At 41.8% G+C, this 19304-nt stretch carries 19 protein-coding genes; all 19 read left to right on the forward strand.

Annotation, left to right across the window (positions count from 1 at the left end):
- The first annotated feature begins 129 nt into the window (after positions 1-129).
- A complete protein-coding gene (rpoB, locus tag M9R32_RS10720) occupies positions 130-3681 on the forward strand; it encodes a DNA-directed RNA polymerase subunit beta (RefSeq protein WP_269926742.1) in 3552 nt (1183 codons plus the stop codon).
- A 137-nt stretch (positions 3682-3818) separates the two neighbouring features.
- Complete coding sequence (gene rpoC, locus M9R32_RS10725) at positions 3819-7421, forward strand: DNA-directed RNA polymerase subunit beta' (protein ID WP_269926743.1); 3603 nt, start codon at positions 3819-3821, stop codon at positions 7419-7421.
- Between the two features lie 175 nt (positions 7422-7596).
- Positions 7597-7845, forward strand: coding sequence for a ribosomal L7Ae/L30e/S12e/Gadd45 family protein (locus M9R32_RS10730; protein ID WP_269926744.1), 249 nt, complete (start codon positions 7597-7599; stop codon positions 7843-7845).
- A gap of 101 nt (positions 7846-7946) precedes the next feature.
- Positions 7947-8369, forward strand: coding sequence for a 30S ribosomal protein S12 (rpsL, locus tag M9R32_RS10735; RefSeq protein WP_016429877.1), 423 nt, complete (start codon positions 7947-7949; stop codon positions 8367-8369).
- Between the two features lie 42 nt (positions 8370-8411).
- Positions 8412-8882 (forward strand): 30S ribosomal protein S7, encoded by a 471-nt coding sequence (gene rpsG, locus M9R32_RS10740; RefSeq protein WP_016429878.1) that lies wholly within the window; start codon positions 8412-8414, stop codon positions 8880-8882.
- A gap of 50 nt (positions 8883-8932) precedes the next feature.
- Positions 8933-11011, forward strand: coding sequence for an elongation factor G (gene fusA / locus M9R32_RS10745; protein WP_269926745.1), 2079 nt, complete (start codon positions 8933-8935; stop codon positions 11009-11011).
- A 117-nt stretch (positions 11012-11128) separates the two neighbouring features.
- Positions 11129-12316, forward strand: a complete 1188-nt coding sequence (tuf, locus tag M9R32_RS10750; protein ID WP_269926746.1) for an elongation factor Tu — start codon at positions 11129-11131, stop codon at positions 12314-12316.
- A 349-nt stretch (positions 12317-12665) separates the two neighbouring features.
- Positions 12666-13982: a Na+/H+ antiporter family protein gene (locus M9R32_RS10755; protein WP_269926747.1), complete on the forward strand. Its 1317-nt coding sequence runs from the start codon at positions 12666-12668 to the stop codon at positions 13980-13982.
- A 255-nt stretch (positions 13983-14237) separates the two neighbouring features.
- Positions 14238-14546: a 30S ribosomal protein S10 gene (rpsJ, locus tag M9R32_RS10760; protein ID WP_004233624.1), complete on the forward strand. Its 309-nt coding sequence runs from the start codon at positions 14238-14240 to the stop codon at positions 14544-14546.
- A gap of 50 nt (positions 14547-14596) precedes the next feature.
- Positions 14597-15226: a 50S ribosomal protein L3 gene (rplC, locus tag M9R32_RS10765; protein ID WP_269926748.1), complete on the forward strand. Its 630-nt coding sequence runs from the start codon at positions 14597-14599 to the stop codon at positions 15224-15226.
- A gap of 26 nt (positions 15227-15252) precedes the next feature.
- Entirely contained in the window at positions 15253-15876 is a 624-nt protein-coding gene (gene rplD, locus M9R32_RS10770) for a 50S ribosomal protein L4 (protein ID WP_269926749.1), read from the forward strand.
- Positions 15876-16160 carry a 50S ribosomal protein L23 gene (gene rplW, locus M9R32_RS10775; protein WP_016429884.1) on the forward strand — a complete coding sequence of 95 codons (285 nt, stop codon included), beginning with the start codon at positions 15876-15878 and terminating at the stop codon, positions 16158-16160. The genes rplD and rplW overlap by 1 nt, the downstream gene beginning before the upstream one ends.
- A 45-nt stretch (positions 16161-16205) precedes the next feature.
- Positions 16206-17036 carry a 50S ribosomal protein L2 gene (gene rplB, locus M9R32_RS10780; RefSeq protein ID WP_016429885.1) on the forward strand — a complete coding sequence of 277 codons (831 nt, stop codon included), beginning with the start codon at positions 16206-16208 and terminating at the stop codon, positions 17034-17036.
- A 60-nt stretch (positions 17037-17096) separates the two neighbouring features.
- Complete coding sequence (rpsS, locus tag M9R32_RS10785; RefSeq protein ID WP_016429886.1) at positions 17097-17375, forward strand: 30S ribosomal protein S19; 279 nt, start codon at positions 17097-17099, stop codon at positions 17373-17375.
- A gap of 19 nt (positions 17376-17394) precedes the next feature.
- Positions 17395-17736, forward strand: a complete 342-nt coding sequence (gene rplV, locus M9R32_RS10790) for a 50S ribosomal protein L22 (protein ID WP_016429887.1) — start codon at positions 17395-17397, stop codon at positions 17734-17736.
- 3 nt (positions 17737-17739) lie between these two features.
- A complete protein-coding gene (rpsC, locus tag M9R32_RS10795; protein ID WP_269926750.1) occupies positions 17740-18396 on the forward strand; it encodes a 30S ribosomal protein S3 in 657 nt (218 codons plus the stop codon).
- A 1-nt stretch (position 18397) separates the two neighbouring features.
- Positions 18398-18832 (forward strand): 50S ribosomal protein L16, encoded by a 435-nt coding sequence (gene rplP / locus M9R32_RS10800; protein WP_016429889.1) that lies wholly within the window; start codon positions 18398-18400, stop codon positions 18830-18832.
- The gene (rpmC, locus tag M9R32_RS10805; protein ID WP_016429890.1) at positions 18822-19022 is read left to right on the forward strand and encodes a 50S ribosomal protein L29; all 201 of its coding nucleotides are present in this window, start codon (positions 18822-18824) and stop codon (positions 19020-19022) included. The genes rplP and rpmC overlap by 11 nt, the downstream gene beginning before the upstream one ends.
- 18 nt (positions 19023-19040) lie before the next feature.
- Positions 19041-19304, forward strand: a complete 264-nt coding sequence (rpsQ, locus tag M9R32_RS10810; protein ID WP_016429891.1) for a 30S ribosomal protein S17 — start codon at positions 19041-19043, stop codon at positions 19302-19304.

The raw sequence follows: 19304 nt of genomic DNA on the forward strand, positions 1-19304 counted from the left end.
CCATGAATAAATTTAGTTAACCGAAAATGAGCTCTTATAGAACTCGTTTTCTTTTTGTCTTTTCGACATCATACACTAAATATGGTGCGTCGAAAAGTCCTAATATTGCTTTATTGAGGGGTGAATGAGTTGGCAGGTCAACTAGTTCAGTACGGACAACACCGCCAGCGCAGAAGTTTTGCGCGTATTAATGAGGTGCTGGAACTTCCGAATTTAATTGAAATTCAAACAGCATCTTATGAATGGTTCCTGGAAGAAGGTTTGCGTGAAATGTTCCGAGACATTTCTCCAATTGCAGACTTCACAGGCAACCTTTCACTAGAATTCATCGATTATACATTAGGGGAACCTAAGTATCCTGTCGATGAGTCGAAAGAACGTGACGTAACATACGCTGCACCACTTCGCGTAAAAGTACGTCTTCATAACAAGGAAACAGATGAAGTGAAAGAACAAGATGTGTTTATGGGTGATTTCCCACTCATGACAGAGACAGGTACTTTCGTCATCAACGGCGCTGAGCGCGTAATCGTATCTCAGTTAGTACGTTCACCAAGTGTTTACTTCCATGATAAGACAGATAAAAACGGTAAAAAAGGTTTCGGTGCAACGGTTATTCCTAACCGTGGCGCATGGTTGGAATACGAAATTGACGCGAAAGACGTAGTATATGTACGTATCGATCGCACACGTAAATTACCAGTAACGGTACTTCTGCGTGCACTTGGCTTCGGTTCTGATCAAGAAATTATCGACCTGATCGGCGATAACGAATACCTTCGTAATACTTTAGAAAAAGATAACACGGAGAGCACAGATAAAGCGTTGCTTGAAATTTATGAGCGTCTTCGTCCAGGCGAGCCGCCAACAGTTGAAAGCGCGAAGAGCCTGTTGTACTCACGTTTCTTCGACCCAAAACGCTATGACTTAGCAAATGTAGGTCGCTACAAAATGAATAAAAAACTGCACATCAAAAACCGTTTGTTCAATCAAACAATTGCTGAAACACTAGTTGATCCAGAAACTGGTGAAATTCTAGCTGAACAAGGTGCAGTGATTGACCGTCGTTTACTTGATCGTTTAATCCCACATCTTGAGAATGGAATCGGATTCCAAACAATTTCTCAAGTCGGTGGCGTTTTAGATGGCGATATCACGTTGCAATCAATAAAAATTTATGCACCAAACAACGAAGCGCAACAAGAAATCAATGTTATCAGCAATGCTTATATTGAAGATGCAATCAAAAACATCACACCTGCTGATATTATTTCTTCTGTTAGTTACTTCTTTGGCCTACTTTACAACGTTGGAAACACGGATGACATCGATCATCTAGGTAACCGTCGTTTACGTTCAGTAGGAGAGTTATTACAAAACCAATTCCGTATTGGTCTTTCCCGTATGGAACGTGTGGTACGTGAGCGTATGTCAATTAACGACACACAATCTATAGTTCCACAACAATTGATTAATATCCGTCCGGTTATTGCATCAATTAAAGAGTTCTTTGGTAGTTCTCAGTTGTCTCAATTCATGGATCAAACGAATCCGCTTGCTGAATTGACGCACAAACGCCGTCTATCGGCATTAGGACCCGGTGGTTTAACACGTGAACGTGCTGGCTTTGAAGTACGTGACGTTCATTACTCCCACTATGGTCGTATGTGTCCGATTGAAACGCCTGAGGGACCAAACATCGGGTTAATCAACTCACTTTCAAGTTTTGCGAAAGTGAACAAATTCGGATTTATTGAAACACCTTACCGTCGCGTAGATCCTGAGACAGGCCTTGTAACAACTCGTATCGACTATTTAACAGCTGATGAAGAAGACAACTATGTAGTGGCACAAGCTAATGCACGTCTTTCTGACACTGGTGAATTTGTGGATGAAGAAGTTGTAGGTCGTTTCCGTGGAGATAACACGGTATTCAAACGTTCATCAATCGATTATATGGATGTATCGCCTAAACAAGTTGTTTCTGCTGCGACAGCGTGTATCCCGTTCTTAGAGAACGATGACTCCAACCGTGCCCTAATGGGTGCGAACATGCAACGTCAAGCCGTTCCATTGTTAAATCCTGAAGCTCCTTTCGTAGGAACAGGGATGGAACATGTGAATGCGCGTGACTCGGGTGCTGCGGTTATCGCTAAGTTTGACGGTATCGTTGAGCATGTAGAAGCGAAAGAAATTCGAGTTCGTCGTATTGAAGAAATCGACGGCAAAGAAGTTAAAGGCGATTTAACGAAATATAAATTACAAAAATTCATTCGTTCTAACCAAGGGACGAGTTATAACCAACGCCCAATCGTTAAAGTTGGCGATCGCGTAAAACCACTTGATATTCTTGCTGATGGTCCTTCTATGGAACGTGGTGAGATGGCACTTGGACGTAACGTGCTTGTTGCTTTCATGACATGGGACGGCTTCAACTATGAAGATGCTGTTATCATGAGTGAACGTCTTGTAAAAGACGATGTGTACACTTCTGTGCATATCGAGGAATACGAGTCAGAATCACGTGATACAAAACTCGGACCTGAAGAAATCACACGTGACATTCCAAACGTGGGTGAAGAAGCGCTTCGTAATTTAGATGACCGTGGAATCATTCGTGTAGGTGCGGAAGTTCGCGATGGCGATATCTTAGTAGGTAAAGTAACACCTAAAGGGGTTACTGAGTTAACAGCTGAAGAACGTTTATTACATGCAATCTTCGGTGAAAAAGCACGTGAAGTCCGTGATACTTCTCTACGTGTACCTCATGGTGCAGGCGGAATTATCCTGGATGTTAAAGTGTTCAACCGTGAAGATGGCGACGAGCTTCCACCAGGTGTGAATCAACTCGTTCGTGCATACATCGTTCAAAAACGTAAAATCTCTGTAGGGGATAAAATGGCTGGACGTCATGGTAACAAAGGTGTTATCTCGCGTATCCTTCCAGAAGAAGACATGCCATTCCTTCCAGACGGTACACCAGTTGATATCATGCTTAACCCTCTAGGGGTTCCATCTCGTATGAACATCGGTCAGGTATTGGAGCTTCACTTAGGTATGGCTTCACGTACACTTGGCATTCATATGGCTTCACCAGTATTTGATGGAGCCAATGAAGCAGACGTTTGGGATACGATGGAAGAAGCTGGTATGAACCGTGACGGTAAAACAACATTGTATGATGGCCGCTCAGGTGAGCCATTCGACAACCGTGTTTCTGTCGGAATCATGTACATGATTAAGTTAGCCCACATGGTTGACGATAAATTGCATGCACGTTCAACTGGACCTTACTCTCTTGTTACGCAACAACCGCTTGGTGGTAAAGCACAATTCGGTGGACAGCGTTTCGGTGAGATGGAGGTTTGGGCACTTGAAGCATACGGTGCTGCTTACACACTTCAAGAAATCTTGACAGTGAAATCCGATGACGTGGTAGGTCGTGTGAAAACATACGAAGCCATCGTTAAAGGTGAAAGCGTTCCGGAACCAGGTGTTCCAGAATCATTCAAAGTATTAATTAAAGAACTTCAAAGCTTAGGTATGGACGTTAAGATGATGACAATCAACGACCAAGAAATTGAATTGCGTGATTTGGATGAAGAAGACGATCTTCAACCAGCTGATGCTCTCAACATCCTGCCAATGACGGACGAAGTGCCAGTCGGTTCAGCCGAATAAGGCAATATATAACAATCCTTTTTAAGAAATAAGGGCAGGCCCTCATACCTGCCCGCATTTCCATTTCCATAAAAGTTATCCGCCTGAGCTAAGTGGATAAAGTCTTTAAAAGACCCAGACTAAGGGAGGTAGGCTCCTTGATAGACGTTAATAATTTTGAGTACATGAAGATTGGTTTAGCATCTCCTGACAAGATTCGTTCTTGGTCATACGGTGAAGTGAAGAAGCCTGAAACAATTAACTACCGCACACTTAAACCTGAAAAAGATGGTTTGTTCTGTGAACGCATTTTCGGACCAACAAAGGACTGGGAATGTCATTGCGGTAAGTATAAGCGTGTTCGTTATAAAGGTGTCGTTTGTGATCGTTGTGGCGTTGAAGTTACACGTTCAAAAGTGCGCCGTGAGCGCATGGGTCACATTGAATTAGCGGCTCCTGTATCACATATTTGGTATTTCAAAGGAATTCCAAGTCGTATGGGACTTATCCTGGATATGTCTCCACGTTCATTGGAAGAAGTAATCTACTTTGCTTCTTATGTCGTTGTAGACCCTGCGAATACACCACTTGAGCGCAAGCAACTATTGTCTGAGAAAGAATACCGTGCATACCGTGAAAAATACGGCACGAAATTCTATGCAGCAATGGGTGCAGAAGCAATCAAGCGTCTTCTTCAAGAACTTGATCTTGAAAAAGAAACAGAAATGCTGAAGGAAGAGCTTAAAACTGCCGCTGGTCAACGACGTACGCGTGCAATTAAGCGTCTTGAAGTAGTGGAATCATTCCGTAACTCTGGTAACAAACCAGATTGGATGATTTTAGATGTACTTCCGGTAATTCCACCAGAATTACGCCCGATGGTTCAATTAGATGGTGGCCGTTTTGCTACTTCTGATTTAAATGATTTGTATCGCCGTGTTATCAACCGTAATAACCGTTTAAAACGTTTGTTAGACCTTGGTGCTCCAAGCATCATCGTTCAGAACGAAAAACGTATGTTACAAGAAGCTGTTGATGCATTGATTGATAATGGTCGCCGTGGCCGTCCAGTTACTGGACCAGGTAACCGTCCATTGAAATCACTTTCACATATGTTGAAAGGGAAACAAGGTCGTTTCCGTCAAAACTTACTTGGTAAACGTGTTGACTACTCTGGTCGTTCGGTTATCGTTGTAGGTCCAAACTTGAAGATGTATCAATGTGGACTTCCAAAAGAAATGGCGATTGAATTATTCAAGCCGTTTGTTATGAAAGAACTAGTTGAGCGTGGCTTAGCTCACAACATCAAGAGTGCAAAACGCAAAATTGAGCGTATGCATTCAGAAGTCTGGGATGTACTAGAAGACGTTATTAAGGAGCATCCGGTTTTACTTAACCGCGCACCGACTCTTCACCGTCTTGGAATTCAAGCTTTCGAACCAACTTTAGTAGAAGGTCGCGCAATTCGTCTTCACCCTCTTGTATGTACAGCTTATAACGCTGACTTCGATGGTGACCAAATGGCGGTTCACGTTCCTTTATCAGCAGAAGCGCAAGCTGAAGCTCGTTTACTAATGTTGGCTGCACAAAACATTTTGAATCCTAAAGATGGAAAACCAGTTGTTACACCATCTCAAGATATGGTATTAGGTAACTACTACTTAACACTTGAGCGTAAAGGTGCAACAGGCGAAGGTTCTACATTCTATGGTCCAAATGAAGTGTTGATTGCTTATCAAAACGGACATGCGCATTTGCATACTCGTATTGCAATCGCGGCAGGTTCATTGAACAACCAAACATTCACTGAAGAACAAAACAAAATGTTGTTATTGACGACAGTGGGTAAAGTAATTTTCAATGAGATTTTACCTGAAACATTCCCGTACATTAACGAACCAACGGATTTCAACCTTCAAGTTGAAACACCTTCTAAATACTTCGTTCCGACATCAACTGATGTGCGTAAACACATCGATGAAATGGAACTTGTTTCACCATTCAAGAAGAAAATTCTTGGAAACATCATCGCTGAAGTATTCAAACGTTTCCATATTACTGAAACGTCGAAAATGCTTGACCGTATGAAAAACCTTGGTTTCAAATACTCAACTAAAGCTGGTATTACAATCGGTATCTCAGATATCGTAGTACTTCCAGACAAAGGGCAAGTATTAGAAGAAGCTCAAGATAAAGTAGATAAAGTACTGAAACAATTCCGTCGTGGATTAATTACAGAAGAAGAGCGTTATGATCGCGTTATTTCTTACTGGAGTGCTGCGAAGGACGTTATTCAGGAAAAACTAATGAAATCATTAGATAACTTGAACCCAATCTTCATGATGAGTGACTCTGGAGCGCGTGGTAACGCATCCAACTTTACTCAACTTGCAGGTATGCGTGGGCTAATGGCCAATCCGGCCGGTCGTATTATCGAGCTTCCGATTAAATCATCATTCCGTGAAGGTTTAACAGTACTTGAATACTTCATCTCTACGCATGGTGCTCGTAAAGGTCTTGCGGATACAGCCCTTAAAACGGCTGACTCAGGTTACTTAACACGTCGTCTAGTTGACGTTGCTCAAGATGTTATTGTTCGTGAAGATGATTGCGGAACGGACCGTGGCTTGTTGATTGGCGCATTAATGGACGGCACAGAGGTAATCGAAGGGTTCGACGAGCGTATTGTCGGTCGTCATACTCGTAAAACTATTTTCCATCCAGAAACGAATAAAGTTATCTTGGAGAGAGATGGTTTGATTACAGAAGACGTAGCTCGCGTTATTTTGGATGCTGGATTCGAAGAATTAACTATTCGTTCTGCATTCACATGTAACACGAAACACGGCGTATGTAAAAAATGTTACGGAATCAACTTGGCAACTGGTGAAAACGTTGAAGTTGGAGAAGCAGTCGGTATTATCGCAGCCCAATCAATCGGTGAACCAGGTACTCAGTTAACGATGCGTACGTTCCATACAGGTGGGGTAGCAGGAGACGATATTACACAAGGTCTTCCACGTATCCAAGAGATTTTCGAATCTCGTAATCCTAAAGGTCAAGCGGTTATTTCTGAAATTACAGGGGTTATCTCTGCTATTGATGAAATCCGTGAAGGTCAAAAAGAAATCACTGTTCAAGGTGATGTTGAAACACGTAAATACCTAGCTCCTTATAATGGTCGTCTGAAAGTTCAACTGAATGATGCTATTAAACGCGGTGAAGTATTGACTGAAGGTTCAATTGATCCGAAAGAATTGTTAAAAGTTAAAGACGTTTCAACTGTTCAAGAGTACTTATTGAAAGAAGTTCAAAAAGTATACCGTATGCAAGGGGTAGAAATCGGAGACAAACATATCGAAGTAATGGTTCGCCAAATGCTTCGTAAAGTGCGCGTCATCGAAGCTGGAGAAACAGAATTACTTCCAGGTTCGTTACTCGACATCCACCAATTTGCAGATGCGAATAAAGAGGCTGTGTTGAACGGTAAGCTTCCGGCAACATGTCGTCCGGTTATTCTCGGTATTACGAAAGCTTCACTTGAAACAGAATCGTTCTTATCAGCAGCATCGTTCCAAGAAACGACGCGTGTGTTAACAGACGCGGCTATCAAAGGAAAACGCGATGAATTGCTTGGCCTGAAAGAAAATGTTATTATCGGTAAACTCGTTCCAGCGGGTACAGGTATGCAACGTTACCGTCAGATCAAGATTGTTGACCAAAAGAAAAACGAAACTGAAGTAGCAGTGAGCGCAGAATAAATTCATCATCCTGTTCCGGGGGTTTGTATAAACAGCCCCCCGGAATATTTATGACAACTGATAAGTGATGTGGTCTTTCCGCTTTTCTTATGAAATGGGTTGACAGAAAAAATTATGGATGATAATATATTTAAGGTTGATAGTTGAAGGTCTGGGTCTTTGGAGGATATGCTAAATGTCTTATGAAAAAGTAAATCAGGCGAAGAAAACCGTCATCGGTACTAAGCAAACAGTAAAAGCAATCCATGGTGGCCATGTAGTAGAAATTCTCGTGGCTCGTGATGCAGACAACCGGATCACTCAACCAGCTATTCAGTTAGCTGAAGAAAAAGGTGTGAAGATTGACTTTGTAGAGTCTAAAATAGAACTCGGTAAAGCCTGCGGACTTCAAGTGGGTGCAGCAGTTGTTGCAATTACTGTGTAACAGTTTTTGTGTTTGAAAACACAAAGACTTTGTTTTTTACCCAAAAATGAACCACCTGGATGTGTGGTATTACAACGATAACAAGAAGGGAGGAATAATCGATGCCTACAATTAACCAATTGGTACGTAAGCCTCGTAAATCCAAAACAGTCAAATCTGGCTCACCAGCATTGAACAAAGGGTATAACAGCTCTAAAAAAACGTTAACAAACGTTAGTTCACCGCAAAAACGTGGGGTTTGTACTCGTGTTGGTACAATGACACCGAAAAAACCTAACTCAGCGCTTCGTAAATATGCGCGTGTACGTTTAACTAACCTAATTGAGGTTACTGCGTACATCCCGGGTGAAGGCCACAACCTTCAAGAACACAGTGTTGTTCTAATCCGTGGAGGACGAGTTAAAGATTTACCGGGTGTTCGTTACCATATCGTACGTGGTGCTCTTGATACTGCCGGTGTAAACGGTCGTATGCAAAGCCGCTCATTATACGGTACTAAACGCCCTAAAGTTAAAAAAAGCTAATTAAAAATAAAACTATAGATCTCATCGAAAGGAGGAAAACACATGCCTCGTAAAGGTCCTGTTTCCAAACGTGACGTGTTACCAGATCCAATTTATAATTCAAAACTTGTAACTCGTCTTATCAATAAAATGATGGTAGATGGTAAAAGAGGTACTTCTCAAAAAATTCTTTATGGAGCGTTTGAACTTGTTCAAGAACGTTCAGGTAAAGATCCTTTGGAAGTATTTGATGCAGCATTAGCTAACATCATGCCAGTACTTGAAGTTAAAGCTCGCCGTGTTGGTGGTTCTAACTATCAGGTGCCAATCGAAGTTCGTCCAGAACGTCGTTCTACATTAGGTCTTCGCTACCTAGTTAACTATTCTCGTCTTCGTGGGGAGAAAACTATGGAAGAGCGTTTAGCTAATGAAATTCTTGACGCTTCTAACAACACAGGTGCTTCTGTGAAGAAACGTGAAGATATGCACAAAATGGCAGAAGCGAACAAAGCATTCGCTCACTACCGCTGGTAGGATTTTTCATCCACTAATCATTCTAATTAGATATGGAAGGAGATTACACAATGGCTAGAGAATTCTCCTTAGAGAATACACGTAATATCGGGATCATGGCTCACATCGATGCCGGTAAAACGACTACTACTGAACGTATTCTTTATTACACTGGTAAAATCCATAAAATTGGTGAAACGCACGAAGGTGCTTCACAAATGGACTGGATGGAACAAGAACAAGAACGCGGTATCACAATTACTTCAGCTGCAACAACAGCTGCTTGGAATGGTCACCGTGTAAATATCATCGATACTCCTGGACACGTAGACTTCACTGTTGAAGTTGAACGTTCACTTCGAGTACTAGATGGTGCTGTTACTGTTCTAGATGCACAATCTGGTGTTGAACCACAAACTGAAACAGTATGGCGTCAAGCAACAACTTATGGCGTACCACGTATTGTTTTCATTAACAAAATGGATAAAATGGGTGCGGATTTCCTATATTCTGTAGGAACTCTACACGATCGCCTACAAGCGAACGCACATCCAATCCAACTTCCAATTGGTGCTGAAGATGAGTTCAGTGCAATCATCGACCTTATTGAAATGAAAGCTACTTTCTACGGCAACGAAGATGGTACTGCAGTTACAGAAGGCGAAATTCCTGAATCACATAAAGCTCAAGCGGCAGAATACCGTGAGAAATTAATCGAAGCGGTAGCTAGCGTTGACGAAGAACTTATGGAGAAATACCTTGAAGGTGAAGAAATCTCAAATGCAGAGTTGAAAACGGCTATCCGTAAAGCAACAATCGCAGTTGACTTCTACCCAGTTATTTGTGGTACAGCATTCAAACACAAAGGTGTTCGTAAAATGCTTGACGCAGTAGTTGATTACCTTCCAGCTCCAACTGACGTACCAGCAATTAAAGGTGTTTTACCTGATTCTGATGAAGAGGTTGTTCGTAAGTCTAGCGACTCAGAACCATTCTCTGCATTAGCATTCAAAGTAATGACGGATCCTTACGTTGGTAAATTAACGTTCTTCCGCGTATACTCTGGTGTTCTTTCTTCAGGGTCTTACGTACAAAACTCAACAAAGGGCAAACGTGAACGCGTAGGTCGTATCCTACAAATGCACGCTAACTCTCGTGAAGAGATTGCTCAAGTTTACTCTGGTGATATTGCAGCAGCAGTTGGTCTTAAAGATACAACTACTGGAGACACATTATGTGACGAGAAACATCTTGTTATTCTTGAGTCTATGGAATTCCCAGAACCAGTTATCTCGTTATCTGTAGAGCCGAAGTCAAAAGCTGACCAAGATAAAATGGGTCAAGCTTTACAAAAACTTCAAGAGGAAGATCCTACTTTCCGCGCTCACACTGACGTAGAAACTGGACAAACGATCATCTCTGGTATGGGTGAGCTTCACCTTGATATCTTAGTTGACCGTATGCGTCGTGAATTCAAAGTAGAAGCTAACGTAGGTGCTCCAATGGTATCTTACCGTGAGACATTCCGCGAGTCTGCTTCAGTTGAAGGTAAATTCGTTCGCCAATCTGGTGGACGTGGTCAATTCGGACACGTTTGGATTGAGTTCTCTCCAAACGAAGAAGGAAAAGGCTTTGAATTTGAAAACGGCATCGTCGGTGGTGTTGTACCACGTGAATACATCCCAGCTGTTGAAGCAGGTCTTCGTGACTCTTTAAACAATGGTGTATTAGCTGGTTACCCACTTATCGACATTAAGGCTCGTCTATTTGACGGTTCTTACCATGATGTCGATTCAAATGAAATGGCGTTCAAAGTTGCTGCATCTATGGCACTGAAAAACGCAATTTCAAAATGTAAACCAGTACTTCTTGAGCCAATGATGAAAGTGGAAGTAGTAATTCCTGAGGAATACTTAGGAGATATTATGGGTAACATCACTTCTCGTCGTGGACGTGTAGAAGGAATGGAAGCTCGTGGTAATTCACAAGTTGTTCGTTCAATGGTTCCACTTTCTGAAATGTTCGGTTATGCAACAACTCTTCGTTCTGCAACTCAAGGTCGTGGCGTATTCTCTATGACTTTCGATCACTATGAAGAAGTACCGAAATCAATTTCTGAAGAAATTATCAAAAAAAATAAAGGTCAATAATTGAATTTTGATTCTTTATCAAGTATAACTATTTTGTAAGCTATGAATGATGGTGGATCTAGACCATCATCATCCATAGTAAAACCTATTATTTAAATTCTGAGGAGGACATCCCTAATGGCAAAAGCTAAATTCGATCGTTCTAAAACACATGCTAACATTGGTACAATCGGTCACGTTGACCATGGTAAAACAACTTTAACAGCTGCAATCGCAACAGTTCTTGCAAAACGTTCTGGTGGTACTGCAATGAGCTATGCACAAATCGATAACGCTCCTGAAGAAAAAGAGCGCGGAATCACAATCAACACTTCTCACGTTGAGTATGAAACTGCAGCTCGTCACTATGCACACGTTGACTGCCCAGGACATGCCGATTATGTTAAAAACATGATCACTGGTGCTGCACAAATGGACGGCGGGATCTTAGTAGTATCTGCTGCTGACGGCCCAATGCCACAAACTCGTGAGCACATCCTTCTTTCACGTCAAGTTGGTGTTCCTTACTTAGTAGTCTTCATGAACAAATGTGACATGGTAGACGACGAAGAGTTACTTGAATTAGTAGAAATGGAAGTTCGTGATCTTCTTTCTGAATATGACTTCCCAGGCGACGACATTCCAGTAATCAAAGGTTCAGCTCTTAAAGCATTAGAAGGCGAAGCTGAGTGGGAAGAGAAAATCGTTGAATTAATGGACGCTGTTGACTCTTATATCCCAACTCCAGAACGTCAAACTGACAAACCATTCATGATGCCTGTTGAGGATGTATTCTCAATCACAGGTCGTGGTACAGTTGCAACTGGTCGTGTTGAGCGTGGACAAGTTAAAGTTGGTGACGTTGTTGACATCATCGGTATCGTTGAAGAGCCGAAATCAACTACAGTAACTGGCGTTGAAATGTTCCGTAAACTTCTTGACTATGCAGAAGCTGGTGACAACATCGGTGCTCTTCTTCGTGGAGTAGCTCGTGAAGATATCCAACGTGGACAAGTATTGGCTAAACCAGGTTCAATCACTCCACATACTGAATTCAAAGCAGAAGTTTATGTTTTATCAAAAGAAGAAGGTGGACGTCACACTCCATTCTTCACAAACTACCGTCCTCAGTTCTACTTCCGTACAACTGACGTAACTGGTATCTGTAACTTACCTGAAGGCGTTGAAATGGTTATGCCTGGAGACAACATCGAAATGACTGTTGCTCTTATCGCTCCAATCGCGCTTGAAGAAGGTACTAAGTTCTCTATCCGTGAGGGTGGACGTACTGTTGGTGCTGGCGTAGTTGCTACTATCACTAAATAATTAAACCTTTTCAAAAACCTTGCCGGGACGCTGGCAAGGTTTTTTTCTGTTTAAACCGTGGTATTTGAAGAGGATGATCTGTATTACGTAAGTAGCGCCGTACTACGGCTGAACAGGCAAGCTCGACAATGTAAGATTCTTTCATCTTTCAAAACTTGTATAGTGAAAATGCAACGTTCTTTCATGTTGTTAAGCTAGTGCAGCTATAAACCGCACTATTAAGTTCGCAAGCTAGCGCACTGGAATGATTCTCCACGTCTTGAATTGTTGACTTTTTGTAAACAATTTGATACCCTTTATTCTGTTGTTCTAATACACTAGTGAACTAAAGTATAAGGAGAGAAAATATATGAATGCAGTAATAATCGCTGTAGCAGTCATGTTGCTGCTTAGTTTATTAAGAGTGAACGTTGTGTTTGCTTTGCTTGTAGGGGCCATTTCAGGTGGTTTAGCAGGTGGATTATCCATGCCGGATACAATCACTGCCTTTACAGACGGATTGGGTGGAGGGGCTTCCATTGCGTTAAGCTACGCTTTACTTGGCGGGTTTGCCGTTGCTATTTCTAAGACAGGGATTCCCGAGTTGCTAGTAGCCAGTATCCTGAAATTAATTAAAAAAGATGGAGAAAAAGAAAAAACAGCATTGGCTAAAACGCTTATCATTTTGGCATTACTACTAATGGCTGTTTTCTCTCAGAATCTAATTCCGATTCACATTGCTTTTATTCCATTGCTCGTACCGCCCATTATACATGTGATGAATTTGCTTAAACTGGATCGTCGTCTCATCGCTTCTGTACTGACGTTTGGTTTAACTGCACCATATATTTTATTGCCATATGGTTTCGGTTTTATCTTCCATGAAATAATTGCTACACAAATGGAAGCTGCAGGTCTTGCTATCGATATGAAAGATATTCCGTATGCAATGTTGATTCCAACAGGAGGACTTGTTGTCGGTCTGTTAATTGCCGTATTCTTCTCTTACAGAAAACCAAGAGAGTATGAACGGGATATTACAATAGAAACAACGCAAACAATTCTTGTGAAGAAAAAAGATATTATCTTTACTATCGTTGCATTGATTGCTGCTCTCGTAGCGCAAATTCAAACCGAGTCAATGATTATTGGTGCACTTGCGGGGATTCTGACACTCTATGTTTCTGGAGCGCTCAAGTGGAAAGAAGCCGACTTCCTTCTTACGGAAGGTATGCGCATGATGGCATTCATCGGTTTTGTTATGATTACTGCAAATGGATTTGCATCTGTTATTCAAGCTACTGGAGATATTGAAGCGATGGTCGGAAGTGTTTCTTCTTTATTGGAAGGAAACAAAGCGCTCGCAGCTATGCTCATGCTCGTCATTGGATTGTTGATCACGATGGGAATCGGATCTTCGTTTGCGACAATTCCAATTATAGCTGCCATTTTCGTGCCACTTGCTGTAGAGTTTGGATTCAGTCCGTTAGCAATCATTGCATTGATCGGTACAGCTGGTGCTCTGGGAGACGCTGGATCGCCAGCATCAGACAGTACGCTCGGACCGACTTCAGGTTTAAATGTGGACGGACAGCACAATCACATCTGGGATACATGCGTACCTACGTTCATTCATTACAACATTCCGCTATTGGTATTCGGATGGATTGCAATAATGGTTCTTTAAAAGCAAGAACTTAATGTTCGGACTATTTCTCAAGCTATTGAAAGAAACAGTGTTTCATCATACAATGAGTAAAGATTAAAAGAGTTTCGTTAAAACACTTGCGGAATTCTTTTTCTTTATGTATACTATTTAATGTTGGTCTTTGACTGCGATGATGCGAGAGGTTACTGACACACCCGGCCGCTTTGCCATGGCGGGTGGTTAGAAAATTTTCGTTGAGAATGTCTAGTAATTAGGCGAAAAGGAGGGAAAATAATGGCAAAACAAAAAATTCGTATCCGTTTGAAAGCGTATGATCACCGAATTCTTGATCAGTCTGCTGAAAAAATTGTGGAAACTGCAAAGCGTTCAGGTGCAAGTGTATCAGGTCCGATTCCACTTCCAACTGAGAAGTCTGTGTACACAATTCTTCGTGCGGTTCACAAGTACAAAGATTCTCGTGAACAATTCGAAATGCGTACGCATAAACGTCTGATCGATATCGTTAACCCAACACCACAAACTGTTGATGCGTTAATGAAGCTTGACTTACCATCTGGCGTTGATATTGAAATCAAACTTTAATGGTAAACAACAAATAGAACTAAACACAATTACTGTAGGAGGTGTGACAAATGACCAAAGGAATCTTAGGTAGAAAAATCGGTATGACGCAAGTATTTGCTGAGAACGGTGACTTAATCCCTGTAACTGTAATTGAAGCTTCTCCAAACGTAGTGCTTCAAAAGAAATCAGTTGAAACAGACGGCTACGAAGCGATCCAGTTAGGTTTTGAAGATAAGCGTGAAAAGCTTTCTAACAAACCTGCTAAAGGACACGTAGCAAAAGCTAGCACTGCTCCTAAGCGCTTCATCCGCGAATTCCGCGGCTTGAATATTGCTGAGTACGAAGTTGGTCAAGAAGTCAAAGTTGAAAGTTTCGCAGAAGGCGATGTAGTAGATGTATCAGGTGTGACAAAAGGTAAAGGTTTCCAAGGTGTTATTAAACGCCACGGACAATCTCGCGGACCTATGGCTCACGGATCTCGTTACCACCGTCGTCCTGGTTCAATGGGGCCTGTTGCTCCGAACCGCGTATTCAAACAAAAGAAATTACCTGGTCAAATGGGTGGCACTATGGTAACGATCCAAAACTTAGAAATCGTAAAAGTTGATGCTGATCGTAACTTGCTACTTGTTAAAGGTAATGTTCCTGGTTCTCGTAAAGCATTAGTAGTAGTTAAAACTGCTATCAAAGCTAACTAATTATATAGAGGAAGGAGGAAACAGGAATGCCAAAGGTATCTTTACTTAACCAAACAGGTTCATCTGTTGGTGAAATCGAATTAAACGATGCGGTTTTCGGAATCGCGCCAAACAGTAATGTATTATTTGATGCTGTAGTCGCTCAACGTGCGTCACTTCGTCAAGGTAATCATAAAGTTAAAAACCGTTCTGAAGTTGCTGGTGGTGGTCGTAAGCCATGGAAACAAAAAGGAACAGGTCGTGCTCGTCAAGGTTCGATTCGTTCTCCACAATGGCGTGGCGGTGGTGTTGTATTCGGTCCAGTTCCACGTAGCTATAGCTACAAACTACCGAAGAAAGTTCGTCGTTTAGCTCTACGTTCTGCTCTATCTGCAAAAGTGTTAGAAGAGAACTTCGTAGTACTAGAAGGCTTAGCTTTCAACGCACCAAAAACAAAAGATTTCTTGAAAGTGTTGAAAGACCTTTCAATCGAGAAAAAAGCTTTGTTCGTTACAGCTGAACTTGATGAAAACGTAGCATTATCTGCTCGTAACATCCCAGGAGTAACAGTAGTAACAGCAACAGGCATTAATGTTCTTGACTTGCTTGGACATGACAAAGTTGTTGTGACAAAAGCTGCAGTAGAAAAAATCGAGGAGGTGCTTGGATAATGGAAGCACGTGATATTATTAAACGTCCGGTCATTACCGAGCGTTCTTCTGAAATCATGGAAGAGAAAAAGTACACTTTCTTAGTGGACACTCGCGCCAACAAAACTCAAGTTAAACACGCAATCGAAGAAATCTTTGGCGTAGATGTTGAGAAAGTTAACATCATGAACTACAAAGGTAAATTCAAACGCGTTGGTAAATTCGGTGGATACACTAACAAACGCCGTAAAGCAATTGTTAAGTTGACTGCTGATAGCAAAGACATCGAACTATTCGAAGTTTAATCCATACAGGATTTAAATTGAACTAACAAGAAGGAGGGAATAAACATGGCGATTAAAAAGTACAAACCTACCTCCAATGGTCGACGTAACATGACAGCTTCTGATTTCGCTGAAATCACGACAAACAAGCCTGAGAAATCATTGCTTGAGCCTGTCAAACGTAAAGGCGGCCGTAATAACCAAGGTAAGTTAACTGTTCGTCATCATGGTGGCGGCCATAAGCGTCAATACCGTGTCATCGATTTCAAACGATTTAAAGATGGCATTCCAGGACGCGTTGCTACTATTGAGTATGATCCAAACCGCTCTGCGAATATCGCATTAATTAACTACTTAGACGGTGAAAAACGTTACATCCTAGCACCGAAAGGCTTAGAAGTTGGCATGACTATCATGTCAGGTCCAGAAGCTGATATCAAAGTAGGTAACGCATTACCATTACAAAACATTCCTATGGGTTCTACAATCCATAACATCGAAATGAAGCCTGGTAAAGGTGGACAATTAGTACGTTCTGCTGGTACTTCTGCGCAAGTACTTGGTAAAGAAGATAAGTACGTAATTATTCGTCTTCAATCTGGTGAAGTTCGCATGATTTTAGGAACTTGCCGTGCTACAATTGGTCAAGTTGGTAATGAACAACATGAGTTAATCAACATCGGTAAAGCAGGTCGTAACCGTTGGTTAGGTAAACGCCCAACTGTACGTGGATCTGTAATGAACCCGAACGATCACCCACACGGTGGTGGTGAAGGACGCTCTCCAATCGGACGTAAATCACCAATGACTCCTTGGGGCAAACCAACTCTTGGTTACAAAACTCGTAAAAAGAAAAACAAATCCGACAAACTTATCATTCGTCGTCGTAAAAAATAATGTGATTCTTCTGCGGTTCGAACAGAGAGCCGTAGCGAGATCACTGAGGGAGGTTCCAAAATGGGTCGTAGCTTGAAAAAAGGACCTTTTGTTGATGACCATCTTATGAAGAAGGTTGACGCACAAAAGGACTCTGAGAAAAAACAAGTGATCAAAACTTGGTCTCGCCGTTCAACAATTTTCCCGACTTTTATCGGATTAACGATCGCAGTATATGACGGACGTAAACACGTTCCTGTATATGTGACTGAAGATATGGTAGGGCACAAATTGGGCGAATTCGCACCAACACGTGCGTATAAAGGCCATGGCAATGACGATAAGAAAACAAGACGCTAATTGAGAGGAGGATATCCTGATGCAAGCTAAAGCTATTGCTAAAACAGTGCGTATTGCCCCTCGTAAAGTACGATTAGTCGTTGATTTAATCCGAGGCAAGCAAATCGGTGAAGCAGTTGCGATTTTGCGCCTTACTCCTAAGGCGGCATCACCTGTTGTTGAAAAGGTGTTGAAATCTGCGGTTGCAAACGCTGAGCACAATTATGATTTAGATGTAAATAAACTAGTTATTTCTGAAGTTTTTGTTGACGAAGGTCCAACATTAAAACGTTTCCGTCCACGTGCAATGGGGCGTGCAAGCGCAATTAACAAACGCACAAGCCACATTACAATCGTGGTATCTGAGAAGAAGGAGGGATAATTCGTGGGTCAAAAAGTACATCCAATAGGATTACGTATCGGCATTATTCGTGACTGGGAGTCAAAATGGTACGCAGAAAAAGACTATGCAACTCTTCTTCACGAAGACTTAAAAATTCGTAGCTACATCGAAACACGTTTGAAAGAGGCTTCTGTTTCTAAAGTTGAAATCGAGCGCGCTGCAAACCGTGTTAACGTAACAATTCACACTGCGAAACCAGGTATGGTTATTGGTAAAGGTGGTACTGAAGTGGAAGCACTTCGTAAAAACCTAAATACTACTACTGGCAAGCGTGTTCATATCAACATCGTTGAAATAAAACGTGCGGATCTTGATGCAAAATTAGTTGCTGAAAACATTGCGCGTCAATTAGAAAACCGCGTATCTTTCCGTCGTGCACAAAAGCAATCATTACAACGCACTATGCGTGCTGGCGCTAAAGGTATCAAAACACAAGTATCTGGACGTCTAGGCGGCGCTGACATCGCGCGTGCTGAACACTACAGTGAAGGAACTGTACCACTTCATACTTTACGTGCTGACATTGATTATGCACACGCTGAAGCTGACACAACTTATGGTAAGCTAGGTGTTAAAGTTTGGATCTATCGTGGTGAAGTCCTTCCAGTTAAGAAGAATTCTGTGGAAGGAGGCAAATAATATGTTAATGCCTAAACGCGTTAAATATCGTCGCGAACACCGCGGAAAAATGCGCGGAGAAGCGAAAGGCGGTAAAGAAATCACTTTCGGTGAATTCGGCTTACAAGCTGTTGAAGCTAGCTGGATCACTAACCGTCAAATCGAATCTTCTCGTATTGCAATGACACGTTACATGAAACGTGGCGGTAAAGTATGGATTAAAATTTTCCCACATAAACCTTACACTAAAAAGCCTCTTGAGGTTCGAATGGGTTCCGGTAAAGGTTCTCCTGAAGGTTGGGTAGCGGTAGTTAAACCAGGAAAGATCATGTTCGAAATCGCTGGTGTTTCTGAAGAAGTAGCACGCGAAGCACTTCGACTTGCATCACATAAGCTTCCTGTGAAATGTAAAATCGTAAAACGTGAAGAAATTGGTGGTGAATCTAATGAAAGCTAATGAACTCCGTGACCTTACCACTGCAGAAATCGAACAAAAAGTGAAATCACTGAAAGAAGAGCTTTTCAACCTTCGCTTCCAATTGGCGACTGGTCAATTAGAAAACACAGCACGCATTAGCCAAGTACGTAAAGCTATTGCGCGTATGAAAACTGTGATTCGTGAAAGAGAAATCAGTGCAAATAACTGATAAAGGAGGTTTTCGAGCATGACTGAGCGTAACCAACGCAAAGTATACACGGGCCGTGTTGTTTCTGACAAAATGGACAAAACTGTAACTGTTATGGTTGAAACATACAAAAAGCATAAGCTTTACGGTAAACGTGTTAAGTACTCTAAAAAGTTCAAGGCGCATGATGAGCAAAACGAAGCTAAATTAGGCGACGTAGTTCGTATCATGGAAACTCGTCCGTTGTCTGCTACAAAACGTTTCCGCCTAGTGGAAGTTGTAGAAAAAGCGGTTATTATCTAA

Origin of the sequence: Paenisporosarcina quisquiliarum (assembly GCF_027563315.1) — a bacterium.
Lineage (GTDB): Bacteria > Bacillota > Bacilli > Bacillales_A > Planococcaceae > Paenisporosarcina > Paenisporosarcina quisquiliarum.